Source organism: Streptomyces sp. NPDC002520, assembly GCF_053595235.1.
The window spans coordinates 260,149-273,430 of sequence record NZ_JBSFXG010000009.1 but is presented as its reverse complement, the minus strand read 5'-3'; the positions used below and the strand labels follow the sequence as shown (position 1 = coordinate 273,430).

The window sequence follows — 13,282 nt, the reverse complement described above, 5'->3', positions numbered from 1 at the left end:
CCCGCTGGCCGCCCCCTCTAACATAAATGGGGCGGCGCCCCCCCGGGGGGGCCGCCGCCTCATGCGGGTGCGAAGAACCTCAGACGTTGAACCCGAGCGCGCGCAGCTGCTCGCGGCCGTCGTCGGTGATCTTGTCGGGGCCCCACGGCGGCATCCAGACCCAGTTGATGCGCAGCTCGCTGACGAGGCCGTCGGTCGCGGACTTGGCCTGGTCCTCGATGACGTCCGTCAGCGGGCAGGCCGCGGAGGTCAGGGTCATGTCCACGGTGGCGATGTTCGCGTCATCGACGTGGATGCCGTAGATCAGCCCGAGGTTGACGACGTCGATGCCCAGCTCGGGGTCCACCACGTCCATCAGGGCCTCACGGAGTTCCTCCTCCGAGGCCGGCTTCATCTCGACGGTGTCGCTCATGCGGTCTTCCTTTCGGCGTCGGCGCCACCCAGCGCCTGGGCCGTCGCGTCCTTCCACGCCATCCAGCTCAGGAGGGCGCACTTCACCCGCGCGGGGTACTTGGAGACACCGGCGAACGCGACCGCGTCCTCCAGGATCTCCTCCATGGCGTCGTCGGGCTCGATCCGCCCCTTGGACTGCATCAGCTCCAGGAAGCTCTCCTGGATCTTCTGCGCCTCGGTCACGTCCTTGCCGACCAGCAACTCGTTCAGCACGGAGGCGGACGCCTGGCTGATGGAGCAGCCCTGGCCCTCGTAGGAGACGTCCTCGATCTTCGTGCCGGCGTACTTCACGCGAAGAGTGATCTCGTCGCCGCACGTCGGGTTCACATGGTGCACCTCGGCGTCGCCATCCCTGAGACCACGCCCGTGCGGGTGCTTGTAGTGGTCCAGGATGACTTCCTGGTACATGGAGTCCAGCTTCACCTTGTCAGCACGCCCTTCAGCCGAAGAAGTTCCGTACGTGCTCCAGGCCGTCGACCAGAGCGTCGATCTCGGCCGGCGTGGAGTACAGATAGAACGACGCTCGCGTGGTCGCGGGAATTCCGTACCGCAGGCAGACGGGACGCGCGCAGTGGTGGCCGACGCGGACCGCGATGCCCTGCTCGTCGAGGACCTGGCCCACGTCGTGCGGGTGGATGTCACCCAGCGTGAAGGAGATCGCGGCCCCACGGTCCTCGGCCGTGGTCGGGCCGATGATCCTGAGGTCGGGGACTTCCCCCAGCCGCTTCACCGCGTACTCGGTGAGCGCGTGCTCGTGGGCGAGGATCTTGTCCATGCCGATGGCGTTCAGGTAGTCGATCGCGGCACCGAGACCGACCGCCTGGGCGATCGGCGGCGTGCCCGCCTCGAACTTGTGCGGCGCCGGGGCGTACGTCGAGGAGTGCATCGAGACCGTCTCGATCATCTCTCCGCCGCCGAGGAACGGAGGCAGGTCCTCCAGCAGCTCCTGGCGGCCCCACAGCACGCCGATGCCGGTCGGGCCGCACATCTTGTGGCCGGTGAAGGCCACGAAGTCGGCCTGCAGGGCCTGCACGTCCAGCGGCATGTGGGGGGCGGCCTGGGAGGCGTCGATGCAGACGAGCGCGCCGACCTCCTGGGCGCGGCGCACGATCGCCTCGACCGGGTTGACCGTGCCCAGGATGTTGGACACCAGCACGAAGGAGACGATCTTCGTCTTCTCCGTGATGATCTCGTCGATGTTGCTGAGGTCGAGGCGGCCGTCGTCGGTGAGGCCGAACCACTTCAGCTTCGCGCCCGTGCGCTGCGCGAGCAGCTGCCACGGCACGATGTTGGAGTGGTGCTCCATCTCCGTGATGACGATCTCGGTCTCGTGGTCCACCCGGTAGGGCTCGTCGGCCCAGCCCAGCATGTTCGCCACGAGGTTCAGCGACTCGGAGGCGTTCTTGGTGAAGATCACCTCGTCGCGGCTGGGCGCGTTGATGAACTCCGCGACCTTGTCGCGTGCGCCCTCGTACAGCGCCGTGGCCTCCTCGGCGAGCACATGCACACCGCGGTGGACGTTGGCGTTGTAGCGCTCGTAGTACTCACTGAGTGCGTCCAGCACCTGGCGCGGCTTCTGCGAAGTCGCCGCGTTGTCCAGGTACACGAGCTTCTTGTCGCCGTGGACCAGGCGGTCCAGGACGGGGAAGTCCTTGCGGATCGCCTCGGTGTCGAGGAGGCCCGGCAGCTGTGTCACGCGGATGCGCCACCCTTCACGTATGCCTCGTAGCCCTCGTTCTCCAGCTTGTCCGCGAGCTCGGCGCCGCCGGACTCGACGATGCGGCCGCCGGCGAACACATGGACGTGGTCGGGCTTGATGTAGCGCAGGATGCGCGTGTAGTGCGTGATCAGCAGGGTGCCGACCTCGCCGGTCTCGCGGACGCGGTTGACGCCCTCGGAGACGATGCGGAGCGCGTCGACGTCCAGACCGGAGTCGGTCTCGTCGAGGATCGCGATCTGCGGCTTGAGCAGTTCGAGCTGGAGGATCTCGTGCCGCTTCTTCTCACCGCCGGAGAAGCCCTCGTTGACGTTGCGCTCGGCGAAGGCCGGGTCCATGTTGAGGCGCTCCATGGCCTCCTTGACCTCCTTCACCCAGGTGCGCAGCTTGGGGGCCTCGCCGCGGACGGCGGTGGCGGAGGTGCGCAGGAAGTTGGAGACCGAGACGCCGGGGACCTCGACCGGGTACTGCATCGCCAGGAACAGACCCGCGCGGGCACGCTCGTCGACGGACATCTCGAGGACGTCCTCGCCGTCGAGAGTGACGGTGCCGCCAGTGATCGTGTACTTCGGGTGACCCGCGAGGGAGTAGGCGAGGGTCGACTTGCCGGAGCCGTTGGGGCCCATGATGGCGTGCGTCTCGCCCTGCTTCACGGTGAGGTCGACGCCCTTGAGGATCTCCTTCGTGGCGTTGTCGGCCTCGACGGTGACGTGCAGGTCTCGGATTTCAAGCGTTGCCATGGGTGCCTCAGGACTCCTGGGTGAGGGAGGCGCGTACGTCGACAAGGACGCTGCCCCCTTCGATCTTTACGGGGTATACGGGGACGGGGCGCGTGGCCGGGAGGCCGGAGGGCTTGCCGGTGCGCAGGTCGAAGGCGGAGCCGTGCAGCCAGCACTCGATCTGGCAGTCCTCCACCTCGCCCTCGGACAGGGAGACGTTCGCATGGGAGCAGACGTCGTAGATCGCGAACACCTCGCCCTCGGTCTTCACGAGCGAGACCGGCGTGCCGTCGAGTTCCACCCGCTTCGGGGTGTCCTCCTCCAGCTCGCTCAGCTCGCAGACGCGTACGAAGGTCATGCGACCGAAGCCTCCAGCTCTTCCTCGATCCTGGCGAGCAGGCGCTCCTCGATGTCCGGGACACCGATCTGCTGGACCAGCCCGGCGAAGAAACCGCGGACGACGAGGCGGCGGGCCTCGTGCTGCGGGATGCCGCGGGCCATCAGGTAGAAGAGCTGCTCGTCGTCGAAGCGGCCGGTGGCGGAGGCGTGGCCGGCGCCGACGATCTCGCCGGTCTCGATCTCCAGGTTCGGCACCGAGTCGACGCGCGCGCCGTCCGTGAGGACCAGGTTGCGGTTCATCTCATAGGTGTCCGTGCCCTCGGCCGAGGCCTCGATGAGCACGTCGCCGATCCAGACCGCGTGCGCGTCGTCGCCCTGGAGCGCGCCCTTGTAGACGACGTTGGACTTGCAGTGCGGGGTGTTGTGGGTGACCAGCAGACGGTGCTCCTGGTGCTGCCCGGCGTCGGTGAAGTACAGGCCGAACAGCTCGGCCTCGCCGCCGGTGCCCGCGTAGGTGACGCGCGGGTGCAGCCGGACGACGTCACCGCCGAAGGTGACGACCACGGACTTGAAGGAGGCGTCGCGGCCGATCAGGGCGTTGTGCTGGGCCACGTGCACGGCCTTGTCGTCCCAGTCCTGGACGGAGACGACGGTCAGCTTGGCGCCGTCGCCGAGGACGTAGTCGACGCCTGCGGCGAGCACCGCGTCACCGGTGTGGTCGATGACGACGACCGCCTCGGCGAACGCGCCCAGCTCGATCACCTGGTGGCCGAAGGCGACCCCGCCCTCGCCGTGCACGGCGATGCGGATCGGCTCGGTGAGGACGGTCTCCTTGGCGACGGTCACGACCGAGGCCTGCTCGAAGGCGGAGTACGCCTGGGCGGCGACGCGGTCCACCGGGGTGCCCGCCCTGCCGATCCGCGCGTCGTCGCGACCGACGGTCTCGACGGTGACGCCCTCGGGGGCCTCGACGGCGACCTTCACGCCCTCGCCGGTGGCGACGGCGGTGCCGTCGTGCAGACCTCGCAGGCGCTCCAGCGGGGTGAACCGCCACTCCTCCTCGCGGCCGTGCGGGACGGGGAAGTCCGCGACGTCGAAGGACGCGGGCGCGCTCATGCGCGTGGCGACGGTCGACTCGGCGGCCACCGCGATCTGGCCGGCGGTGGTGGAGCCCACCGGGATATTCTGAGCCTCAGCCATGGCTGTCGTAGTGCTCGCTTTCTTACGTGAGGGGCTTGACGGGGAGCGCGGGTCGGTGCTTAACCGACCGCACCCTCCATCTGCAGCTCGATCAGCCGGTTGAGCTCAAGCGCGTACTCCATCGGCAGTTCCTTGGCGATCGGCTCGACGAAGCCGCGCACGATCATCGCCATCGCCTCGAACTCGGTCAGACCGCGGCTCATCAGGTAGAAGAGCTGGTCCTCCGAGACCTTGGAGACGGTCGCCTCGTGGCCCATGGACACGTCGTCCTCGCGGACGTCCACGTAGGGGTACGTGTCGGAGCGGGAGATCGTGTCGACCAGCAGCGCGTCGCAGAGCACGTTCGACTTGGAGCCGGCGGCGCCCTCGCCGATCTCGACCAGGCCGCGGTACGAGGTACGGCCGCCACCGCGCGCCACCGACTTGGAGACGATGTTGGACGAGGTGTTCGGCGCCATGTGGACCATCTTGGAACCGGCGTCCTGGTGCTGGCCCTCGCCCGCGAAGGCGATGGAGAGGGTCTCGCCCTTGGCGTGCTCGCCCATCAGGTAGACGGCCGGGTACTTCATCGTCACCTTGGAGCCGATGTTGCCGTCGATCCACTCCATGGTCGCGCCCTCGTACGCCACGGCGCGCTTGGTGACCAGGTTGTAGACGTTGTTCGACCAGTTCTGGATGGTCGTGTAGCGGCAGCGGGCGTTCTTCTTGACGATGATCTCGACGACCGCGGAGTGCAGCGAGTCCGACTTGTAGATCGGGGCGGTGCAGCCCTCGACGTAGTGCACGTAGGCACCCTCGTCGACGATGATCAGGGTCCGCTCGAACTGGCCCATGTTCTCCGTGTTGATGCGGAAGTAGGCCTGGAGCGGGATCTCCACGTGGACGCCCGGCGGGACGTAGATGAAGGAGCCACCCGACCACACGGCGCTGTTCAGGGAGGCGAACTTGTTGTCACCGACCGGGATGACGGTGCCGAAGTACTCCTTGAAGAGCTCCGGGTGCTCCTTCAGCGCGGTGTCGGTGTCGAGGAAGATGACGCCCTGCTCCTCCAGGTCCTCACGGATCTGGTGGTAGACGACCTCGGACTCGTACTGGGCGGCGACACCGGCGACGAGGCGCTGCTTCTCCGCCTCCGGGATGCCGAGCTTGTCGTACGTGTTCTTGATGTCCTCGGGCAGGTCCTCCCAGGACTCCGCCTGCTTCTCCGTGGAGCGCACGAAGTACTTGATGTTGTCGAAGTCGATGCCCGACAGGTCCGAGCCCCAGTTCGGCATGGGCTTCTTCTCGAAGAGGCGCAGGCCCTTGAGACGGAGCTTGGTCATCCACTCCGGCTCGGACTTCTTCGCCGAGATGTCCCGGACCACGTCCTCGTTCAGACCACGCTTCGCAGAGGCGCCGGCCTCGTCGGAGTCGGCCCAACCGTATTCGTACTTGCCCAGGCCCTCGAGTTCGGGGTGGACAGTCTCCGTGGGGAGAGTCATGCGGGGTTCCTCCCGGCCGTGCTTGCAGAAGCGTGATGGCTCTGATCGGTCTTCGAAATCTTGGGGATGAACGTCGTGCAGACGCCGTCGCCGTGGGCGATGGTCGCCAGTCGCTGGACGTGGGTCCCGAGCAGCTCGGCGAAGATCTCCGTCTCCGCCTCACACAGCTGGGGGAACTGCTCCGCGACATGGGCGACCGGGCAGTGGTGCTGGCACAGCTGTTCGCCGACCGGTGCGCTGCGCGCCGTAGCAGCGTACCCGTCGGCACTCAGGGCCCTGGCCAGGGCTTCGGTGCGCTCCTCGGGGCCGACGCTCCCGATCGCCTCGCGGTACACACCCGCCTGGGCGGCGATCCGGGCGCGGGCGAAGGCGGCGACCGCGTCGGCTCCGCCCTCGTGCTCGGCGATCCAGCGCATGGCGTCCGCGGCGAGCTTGTCGTAGGACTGGTCGAAGGCGTCCCGGCCGCAGTCGGTCAGTGCGAACACCTTGGCGGGGCGGCCTCGCGTGCGCGTGCCGTACACGCGCTGCTCGCGTGCCTCCACGACGTCGTCGGCGGCCAGGGCGTCCAGATGCCGCCGTACGGCGGCCTGGGTCAGCCCCAGCCGGCCGGCCAGCTCGGCGACGGTCGACGGGCCGTGGTCCAGGATGGACCGCACGACCCGGTTGCGCGTCGAGCGCTCTCCGGTCGCGAGCTCCTCATGGGGGGTCCCCATCGGGGTCTCCCGAGCCTCGTCGACGTTTTTCACAACGCCATTGTTGCGTAATTCCTCGCGGCCTGACAAGCGCCGTCCGGATCATCGACGGTGCCCTGCATCACTTAGGTATACCTAATCCGACCTGCGGAAACGATCTTCTGATCGATCATTCCGGCGCCTCTCACCAGGCAAATCGGTGGCGCCGGGCACGCCCGTTCGGGAAGACTCCACCCCATGCCGACATCCCCTCCGCGCGGCCCCCTCGTCACCCGCGACAGTGCCGGCGCGGAGCTGAGCGCGCTCGGTGTCGAACCCGGCGAGATCCTCCTGGTGCACTCCTCCCTCAGCGCCCTGGGCTGGGTCAACGGAGGCGCCGTCGCCGTGGTCCGGGCGCTCCTCGACGCCCTCGGCCCGGACGGCACGCTCGTCGTCCCCGCCCAGTCCGGCGACCTGTCCGACCCCGCGGTGTGGGGGAACCCTCCGGTGCCCGAGGACTGGTGGGAGCGCATCCGGGCCACGATGCCCGCCTACGACCCCCGGATCACCCCCACGCGCGGGGTCGGCGTGATCCCCGAGACCGTGCGGACCTGGCCCGGCGCCCTGCGCAGCGCGCACCCGCAGACCTCGTTCGCGGCGCTCGGAGGGCGTGCCGCGGAGATCACCGCGGGCCACGCCCCCGACTGCCGGCTCGGCGAGCGCAGTCCGCTGGCCCGGCTGGAGAAGCTCGGCGCCCGCGTCCTGCTGCTCGGCGCGGGCTACGACGCCTGCACCAGCTTCCACCTGGCCGAGTACCGCATACCCTCCCCGCACGTGGAGGTCGGCCGGCCCGCGCCGGGCGGCGGATGGGAGAGGGTGACCGAGGTGTCGATCACCTCCGACCGCTTCGACGAGCTGGGCCACGACTTCGAACGGGACCGGCCGGTCGTGCGCGGAAAGGTCGGCGCGGCCACCGCACGCCTGTTCCCGGTGGCGGACGCGGTCGCCTACGCGCAGCGGTGGCTGCCCGTGCATCGTCCCCGTGAGGACGAGTTCCCGCACCCCCGCGCCTGAGCCCCGGGCGGCGTACCTAGACTCTGGACCCATGCGAAGTGAGCCCGCCCGCCCGTCTCCCGACCACCACCCGTCGACGAGACGCTTCGCGTCGCACCCGGTCATCGAGGTCAAGGCCCTGGTGAAGCGGTACGGCACAAAGACCGCGGTCGACGGCCTCGACCTGGTGGCCCAGGCGGGAGTCACCGCCGTACTCGGCCCCAACGGGGCGGGGAAGACGACCACGATCGAGACCTGCGAGGGGTACCGGAAGCCGGATTCCGGCACGGTGCGCGTCCTCGGCCTCGACCCGATACGCCAGTCCGCCGAGCTGCGCCCCCGCGTGGGCGTCATGCTCCAGTCCGGCGGCGTCTACTCTGGCGCCCGCGCGGACGAGATGCTCCGCCATGTCGCCAAGCTGCACGCGCACCCGCTGGACGTGGACGCGCTCGTCGAACGCCTCGGGCTCGGCTCCTGCGGCCGCACCAGCTACCGGCGGCTGTCCGGCGGCCAGCAGCAGCGGCTCGCGCTCGCCATGGCCGTGGTCGGACGCCCGGAGCTGGTGTTCCTGGACGAGCCGACCGCGGGCCTCGACCCGCAGGCCCGCCGGGCCACCTGGGACCTGGTCAGGGACCTGCGCGCCGACGGCGTCTCGGTGATCCTCACCACCCACCACATGGAAGAGGCCGAGCAGCTCGCCGACGACGTCGCGATCATCGACGGCGGCCGGGTCATCGTCCAGGGCTCCCCCGAGGAGCTGTGCAAGGGCGGCGCCGAGAACACCTTGCGCTTCACCGGCCGCCCCGGCCTCGACGTCGGCTCCCTGCTGAAGGCGCTCCCGGCCGACTCCACGGCCGCCGAGCTGACCCCGGGCAGCTACCGGGTCACCGGCAAGGTCGACCCCCAGCTGCTGGCCACGGTGACCTCGTGGTGCGCCCAGCACGGAGTGATGCCGGACCGGATCTCCGTGGAGCGGCACACTCTCGAAGACGTTTTTCTGGAGCTGACCGGCAGGGAGTTGCGCTCATGATTCCGGCTCACACCGACATCGGCCGGGGGTCCGGGGGTCGTCCCCCGGGAGAACACAGCCTCGAGCTGACCGGCAAGGAGCTGCGCTCGTGACCACCGTGACGGGTACCTACGCCCCCAAGCCGGGCGCCGCCCCGCTCTTCCGCATGATCGGGGCGCAGGCGGCGCTGGAGACGAGGATGCTCCTGCGCAACGGCGAGCAGCTGCTGCTGACCGTCGTGATCCCGACGCTGCTGCTGGTGCTCTTCAGCTCCGTGGACATCGTCGACACCGGCAAGGGCGAGGCGGTCGACTTCCTCGCCCCGGGCGTCCTGGCCCTCGCCGTGATGTCGACCGCGTTCACCGGGCAGGCCATCGCGACCGGCTTCGAGCGCCGTTACGGCGTGCTGAAGCGGCTCGCCTCCTCCCCGCTGCCCCGCTGGGGCCTGATGACCGCCAAGACGGTGTCCGTGCTGGTCACCGAGATCCTCCAGGTGATCCTGCTGACGGTGATCGCCTTCGCGCTGGGCTGGTCCCCGCACGGCGACCCCGTCTCGGTCGTGCTGCTGCTCGTCCTCGGCACGGCCGCCTTCTCCGGGCTCGGGCTGCTGATGGCGGGCACCCTGAAGGCCGAGGCCACACTGGCCGCCGCCAACCTGGTCTTCCTGCTGCTGCTCGTCGGCGGCGGGGTGATCGTGCCGCTCGACAAGTTCCCGCCGGCCGCACAGGACGTCCTCGGTCTGCTGCCCATCTCCGCCCTGTCGGACGGTCTGCGGGACGTGCTCCAGCACGGGGCCGGGATGCCGTGGGGCGACCTGGGGATCCTCGCCGGATGGGCGGTCGTGGGGCTGGCCGCGGCGGGCAGGTTCTTCCGCTGGGAGTAGGGGCCCGGCCGACCTCCTTCGGGGTACGGAGCGGGACCCTCGTGAATGGATGCACAAGCGGCGGCCTACGATGGTGCACGTGCCAAAGCTGACCCGTGCCGACGCCGTAGCGGCCCTGCGCAACCCGCTCGCCTTCATCGCAGCCCGTTGGACCCCGGAACCCCGGACGGTCCGGCGGGCGGCCTTCGCCGCACTCGTCATGTCGGTGGTCATCGTGGTCACGGGCGGCGCCGTCCGGCTGACCGGCTCGGGCCTCGGCTGCCCGACCTGGCCCACCTGCACCGACGACTCGCTGACCACCACCAGCGCGATGGGCTTCCACGGCGCCATCGAGTTCGGCAACCGCATGCTGACGTACGTGCTGTGCGCGGCCGTCGGCTGGGCCATCATCGCCGCGCGCTCCGAGAAGCCGTGGCGGCGCGGCCTGACCCGGCTGGGCTGGGCGCAGTTCTGGGTGGTCATGGGCAACGCGGTGCTCGGCGGCATCGTCGTCCTGGTCGGCCTGAACCCGTACACGGTCGCCGCGCACTTCCTGCTGTCCTCGGCGCTGATCGCCGTCGCCACGGTGATGTGGGAACGCACCCGGGAGGGTGATGAGGCGCCCCGGCCGCTGGTCGGCAAGGCCGTGCAGCAGCTGGTGTGGTTCCTGGTGGCCGCCTCCGTGCTGCTCATCGCCGTCGGCACGGTGGTGACCGGCGCGGGCCCGCACGCGGGTGACTCCAGCGAGGTGGAGCGGATCCCCATCGACTGGGAGACCGTCTCCAAGCTGCACGCGGTGCTCGCCTGGATCGTGGTGACGCTGACGTTCGCGCTCTGGTTCGTGCTGAAGGCGGTCGACGCCCCCAAGGGCCCGCTCGACCGCACCCGCGACCTCTTCCTGATCCTGCTCGGCCAGGGCGTCATCGGCTACGTCCAGTACTTCACGCACCTGCCCGAGGCCCTGGTCGGCCTGCACATGTTCGGCTCGTGCCTGGTGTGGATCGGCGTGCTGCGCGTCCTGCTGTCCCTGCGGGAACGCCCGGAGGCCCCCCTGGACCTGCCCGGCCCCTCGGCCGATGTGGCGGTGGGCACGCGCGCGTGAGCGCGTACCCGCACGACTGTCATCCGTACGTGGTAATCAGCGCGTCGATCGCCGGGCCGAGGTAGGCGCGGGTCAGGTCGGCGCGGCGGGCGCGCCAGTCGTCGTGCGCCGGGGCGGGGTCCTCGTCGTAGCGGCGCCGCGCGATGTCCTCGACGACCTCCGTGGGCGCGCCGAGCGCGGGCAGTTCGGCGAGCGCCTCGCGCTTGGAGATCAGCCGCCCCTCGCGCAGGGTGACGGTGGCGCGGGCGAAGGTCAGCAGCCCCAGGTCGACCCAGACGTCCTGCCGCCACAGCCTCGCCTTGTCGACCGCCGGCCGCCAGTAGTCCCGCTGGTCGCGCACCACGTACCCGTTCAGCTCGTGCGCCGGCACCGGCGGGAGCAGGGCGCCCGGCGCCTCGCCGTGCAGCACCCGGCCGAACCGGTGCAGCTCGCCCCGGGTGACGGGGGTGACCGGGCGGCGCATCACGTGTTCGTGCGCCCAGGTGAGGTGCGAACGCTCGGGGTCGGCGAGCGTGGCCGGGGTGAGATAGCTGCAGTGCAGCTTGGCGGCGAGCGGTTCGGTGCGCAGCCGGCGGTGCAGCGTCACCGTCTGCCGTACGGTTCCGAAGCCGATGGGGCCGGGCAGCACCGCGATCAGGTCCAGGTCGCTGCGGCCCTCCTGGTAGTCCCCGCCGGCCAGGGAGCCGTGGGCCCACAGGGCGAGCGGTCGTAGCGGCGCGAGGCCGTGCAGGAAGCGGTCGATGAGCGCGTCGGTCGGCATCGGCTCAGTCTGGACGGCTCACGTCAGCCCGTACACCCGGCGCGCGTTGTCCGCCGCGACCATTCGGGCCACCCGCTGGGCGTCCCCCAGGGACCAGGCGCCGTCCGCGACCCAGGTCCCCAGCACCCGGTTCAGGGCCTCGCGGAACAGATGGGCGCCGACGACGTGCAGTTCGGGCAGGCCGTGGGCGCCGCTGGAGAAGAGGATCTTGCCGAACGGGGCCAGCTCCAGGATCTCGGCGAGGACGGTGGCCGCGCGGGCGCCGGTGCGGACGAGGGCCGCCCCCGAGTCGGCGTACACGTGCGGGAAGACACCGGCCAGGTGGGCGGCGTGACGGTGGTACGGATACCCGTGCAGCAGGATCAGGTCCGCGCCGAGGCCCGCCGTGGCCCGCACGAAGTCGGTGAGCAGCACCGGGTCCGTGCGGTCGATGCGGGAGCCCGGTTCGCCGAGCCCGGCGTGCAGTTGCAGGGGAAGTCCGGAGGCGACCGCGATCCACAGCAGGTGCTGGAGCAGGACCGGGTCGGAGAGTTCGCCGCCGACCGGCCGCCCGGCCAGCCAGCGGCCGGCCGCGCCCCGCACCTCGCCCGGTCCCGGCGGCTCGGGCGCGAGAGCCAGTCCGTTCCTGAGCCCGGCCACGGAGGTGAAGGCGACCGCCTGCCCGGCGGCCCCGTGCACGGATTCGGCGAGGTTGGCGAGGAAGGACTCGACGGTGCCCGAGGTGTCGGCGACCTGTTCGGCGAGGAGTTCCAGGCGGATGATCTCGCGGGCCTCGGCGTCCCCGGCGGAGGCCATCTCGTCAGGTCCTGTGAGGTCTCCGGGCAGGCCGGTGTCGACCAGGTAGGTGGTGATGCCGCTGCCCCGCAGCAGCCGGCGGCCCGCTTCCAGGACGCCCAGTTCGCGGCGCCGGGCGAGATAGCGGGCGGGCGCGCAGTGCGGCTCCAGACCGAGGAGGGGCGGGCACCAGCGCCGCACGGCGAAGCCGGTCTGGGTGTCGAAGAGCGTGGTGCCGGGCGCCGGAGGCCCCTCGGTGCGGGCCAACTGGGCCTCGAAGGTGCCGAGGCCCAGTTCCGTCCGCAGCACCCCGTGGCAGTACTGGTCCACGAGGGACGACGTTTCGATCATCGGGGCTCCCCCGTGGGCGGACGTGCTTCCTACCCGTCCTAACGGGTCACCTTCTCGGCCGCGAGCGAACGAGCCTGCCGACTCGACAGCTCACACCTTGTCGCGCTCCCGACTGCCCCCTACGACAGGACGGTCACGGGTCGCATCCGCCCTCGACGGAGACGAGGGCGCGGGTGCGGTGACAGACACCCACATCGGACAGCGCCCGATGACGACAGTCCGGTCGACGCCACGTACAACCGTGTCCCCGGCGTTCACCGGTTCGTGCCTTCGAAGGGCTCACGGACTGACACGGTGACCCTACCGACCGTTACGCCCCCACACACCCCGCATCCTCATGACCAGCGACCATCGGGACACACGTTCGCATCCGATCCGCGAACGGGCACGGTGAAGGAACGCGGTCGCCCCGAAATCAGCCGCCGATCTGGATCCCGGCCATCCGCTTCCACTCGTACGGTCCCGTCTTCACCTTCAGCGCGAACTCGCCGTCGAAGGACTCGTGCACGGTGATGCCGGCCTTGCGCACCGCCTGCTCGGCGATCTCGAGGGTGGGGGCCACCAGGTTGCCCCACTCGCCGTCCTCGCCGACCAGGGCGATACGGGCGCCGCGCTCGCCGATGTAGGCCACCTGACCCTCGGCGCCGCCGTGCGACTTCGCGAAGGTGCTGATCTGGTGGGCGAGCTTCGCCGCCTTGCGCTCGGCCTTGGGGTCAACCTGCTGCGTGTCTGCCATGGCCAGGATGCTACTCATGGGTAGATCGAACGGCGACGGGAGGGGTGCGTGGCCT

15 protein-coding genes are annotated in these 13,282 nt (G+C 70.2%); 4 read left to right on the top strand and 11 right to left on the bottom strand.

Annotated features, from left to right (window positions below; genetic code table 11):
* Window positions 1-79: 79 nt before the first annotated feature.
* The 8 genes from ACWD5D_RS16245 to ACWD5D_RS16210 are packed head-to-tail and all read right to left on the bottom strand — an operon-like array spanning window position 80 to window position 6,655.
* Window positions 80-412 (bottom strand): metal-sulfur cluster assembly factor, encoded by a 333-nt coding sequence (locus ACWD5D_RS16245; protein ID WP_131569140.1) that lies wholly within the window; start codon window positions 410-412, stop codon window positions 80-82.
* On the bottom strand, window positions 409-876 hold the full coding sequence (gene sufU / locus ACWD5D_RS16240) for a Fe-S cluster assembly sulfur transfer protein SufU (RefSeq protein ID WP_451373332.1): 468 nt from the start codon (window positions 874-876) through the stop codon (window positions 409-411). The genes ACWD5D_RS16245 and sufU overlap by 4 nt, the downstream gene beginning before the upstream one ends.
* A 16-nt stretch (window positions 877-892) precedes the next feature.
* The gene (locus ACWD5D_RS16235; protein ID WP_451373331.1) at window positions 893-2,149 is read right to left on the bottom strand and encodes a cysteine desulfurase; all 1,257 of its coding nucleotides are present in this window, start codon (window positions 2,147-2,149) and stop codon (window positions 893-895) included.
* On the bottom strand, window positions 2,146-2,910 hold the full coding sequence (sufC, locus tag ACWD5D_RS16230; protein ID WP_451373330.1) for a Fe-S cluster assembly ATPase SufC: 765 nt from the start codon (window positions 2,908-2,910) through the stop codon (window positions 2,146-2,148). Before sufC ends, ACWD5D_RS16235 begins: the two co-directional genes overlap by 4 nt.
* 7 nt (window positions 2,911-2,917) lie before the next feature.
* On the bottom strand, window positions 2,918-3,247 hold the full coding sequence (locus ACWD5D_RS16225) for a non-heme iron oxygenase ferredoxin subunit (RefSeq protein ID WP_451373329.1): 330 nt from the start codon (window positions 3,245-3,247) through the stop codon (window positions 2,918-2,920).
* Complete coding sequence (sufD, locus tag ACWD5D_RS16220; protein ID WP_451373328.1) at window positions 3,244-4,428, bottom strand: Fe-S cluster assembly protein SufD; 1,185 nt, start codon at window positions 4,426-4,428, stop codon at window positions 3,244-3,246. The genes ACWD5D_RS16225 and sufD overlap by 4 nt, the downstream gene beginning before the upstream one ends.
* Before the next feature lie 59 nt (window positions 4,429-4,487).
* Window positions 4,488-5,909: a Fe-S cluster assembly protein SufB gene (sufB, locus tag ACWD5D_RS16215; protein ID WP_451373327.1), complete on the bottom strand. Its 1,422-nt coding sequence runs from the start codon at window positions 5,907-5,909 to the stop codon at window positions 4,488-4,490.
* On the bottom strand, window positions 5,906-6,655 hold the full coding sequence (locus ACWD5D_RS16210) for a helix-turn-helix transcriptional regulator (RefSeq protein ID WP_451373326.1): 750 nt from the start codon (window positions 6,653-6,655) through the stop codon (window positions 5,906-5,908). Before ACWD5D_RS16210 ends, sufB begins: the two co-directional genes overlap by 4 nt.
* Before the next feature lie 183 nt (window positions 6,656-6,838).
* On the opposite strand from ACWD5D_RS16210, the gene ACWD5D_RS16205 reads away from it, so the two are divergent.
* The 4 genes from ACWD5D_RS16205 (at window position 6,839) to ACWD5D_RS16190 (ending at window position 10,606) form a co-directional block, all read left to right on the top strand.
* The gene (locus ACWD5D_RS16205) at window positions 6,839-7,654 is read left to right on the top strand and encodes an aminoglycoside N(3)-acetyltransferase (protein WP_451373325.1); all 816 of its coding nucleotides are present in this window, start codon (window positions 6,839-6,841) and stop codon (window positions 7,652-7,654) included.
* Between the two features lie 31 nt (window positions 7,655-7,685).
* A complete protein-coding gene (locus ACWD5D_RS16200) occupies window positions 7,686-8,663 on the top strand; it encodes an ABC transporter ATP-binding protein (protein ID WP_451373324.1) in 978 nt (325 codons plus the stop codon).
* 145 nt (window positions 8,664-8,808) lie between these two features.
* Window positions 8,809-9,525, top strand: coding sequence for an ABC transporter permease (locus ACWD5D_RS16195; RefSeq protein ID WP_451373345.1), 717 nt, complete (start codon window positions 8,809-8,811; stop codon window positions 9,523-9,525).
* 70 nt (window positions 9,526-9,595) lie between these two features.
* Window positions 9,596-10,606 carry a COX15/CtaA family protein gene (locus ACWD5D_RS16190; protein WP_451373323.1) on the top strand — a complete coding sequence of 337 codons (1,011 nt, stop codon included), beginning with the start codon at window positions 9,596-9,598 and terminating at the stop codon, window positions 10,604-10,606.
* A 19-nt stretch (window positions 10,607-10,625) separates the two neighbouring features.
* Here ACWD5D_RS16190 and ACWD5D_RS16185 read toward each other — a convergent pair whose 3' ends face one another.
* From ACWD5D_RS16185 to ACWD5D_RS16175, 3 genes are all read right to left on the bottom strand, one after another.
* On the bottom strand, window positions 10,626-11,366 hold the full coding sequence (locus ACWD5D_RS16185; RefSeq protein WP_451373322.1) for a nucleotidyltransferase: 741 nt from the start codon (window positions 11,364-11,366) through the stop codon (window positions 10,626-10,628).
* An 18-nt stretch (window positions 11,367-11,384) separates the two neighbouring features.
* Complete coding sequence (locus ACWD5D_RS16180) at window positions 11,385-12,491, bottom strand: amidohydrolase family protein (RefSeq protein ID WP_451373321.1); 1,107 nt, start codon at window positions 12,489-12,491, stop codon at window positions 11,385-11,387.
* 415 nt (window positions 12,492-12,906) lie between these two features.
* Window positions 12,907-13,227 (bottom strand): hypothetical protein, encoded by a 321-nt coding sequence (locus ACWD5D_RS16175; protein ID WP_451373320.1) that lies wholly within the window; start codon window positions 13,225-13,227, stop codon window positions 12,907-12,909.
* Window positions 13,228-13,282: the final 55 nt, after the last annotated feature.

What these genes read in the sequence shown, in the direction of transcription:
- ACWD5D_RS16245 (WP_131569140.1), bottom strand. Translation starts at nt 412, where the DNA reads ATGAGCGACACCGTCGAGATGAAGCCGGCCTCGGAGGAGGAACTCCGT.
- sufC (WP_451373330.1), bottom strand. Translation starts at nt 2,910, where the DNA reads ATGGCAACGCTTGAAATCCGAGACCTGCACGTCACCGTCGAGGCCGAC.
- ACWD5D_RS16225 (WP_451373329.1), bottom strand. Translation starts at nt 3,247, where the DNA reads ATGACCTTCGTACGCGTCTGCGAGCTGAGCGAGCTGGAGGAGGACACC.
- sufD (WP_451373328.1), bottom strand. Translation starts at nt 4,428, where the DNA reads ATGGCTGAGGCTCAGAATATCCCGGTGGGCTCCACCACCGCCGGCCAG.
- sufB (WP_451373327.1), bottom strand. Translation starts at nt 5,909, where the DNA reads ATGACTCTCCCCACGGAGACTGTCCACCCCGAACTCGAGGGCCTGGGC.
- ACWD5D_RS16205 (WP_451373325.1), top strand. Translation starts at nt 6,839, where the DNA reads ATGCCGACATCCCCTCCGCGCGGCCCCCTCGTCACCCGCGACAGTGCC.
- ACWD5D_RS16200 (WP_451373324.1), top strand. Translation starts at nt 7,686, where the DNA reads ATGCGAAGTGAGCCCGCCCGCCCGTCTCCCGACCACCACCCGTCGACG.
- ACWD5D_RS16195 (WP_451373345.1), top strand. Translation starts at nt 8,809, where the DNA reads ATGATCGGGGCGCAGGCGGCGCTGGAGACGAGGATGCTCCTGCGCAAC.
- ACWD5D_RS16190 (WP_451373323.1), top strand. Translation starts at nt 9,596, where the DNA reads ATGGTGCACGTGCCAAAGCTGACCCGTGCCGACGCCGTAGCGGCCCTG.
- ACWD5D_RS16185 (WP_451373322.1), bottom strand. Translation starts at nt 11,366, where the DNA reads ATGCCGACCGACGCGCTCATCGACCGCTTCCTGCACGGCCTCGCGCCG.
- ACWD5D_RS16180 (WP_451373321.1), bottom strand. Translation starts at nt 12,491, where the DNA reads ATGATCGAAACGTCGTCCCTCGTGGACCAGTACTGCCACGGGGTGCTG.
- ACWD5D_RS16175 (WP_451373320.1), bottom strand. Translation starts at nt 13,227, where the DNA reads ATGGCAGACACGCAGCAGGTTGACCCCAAGGCCGAGCGCAAGGCGGCG.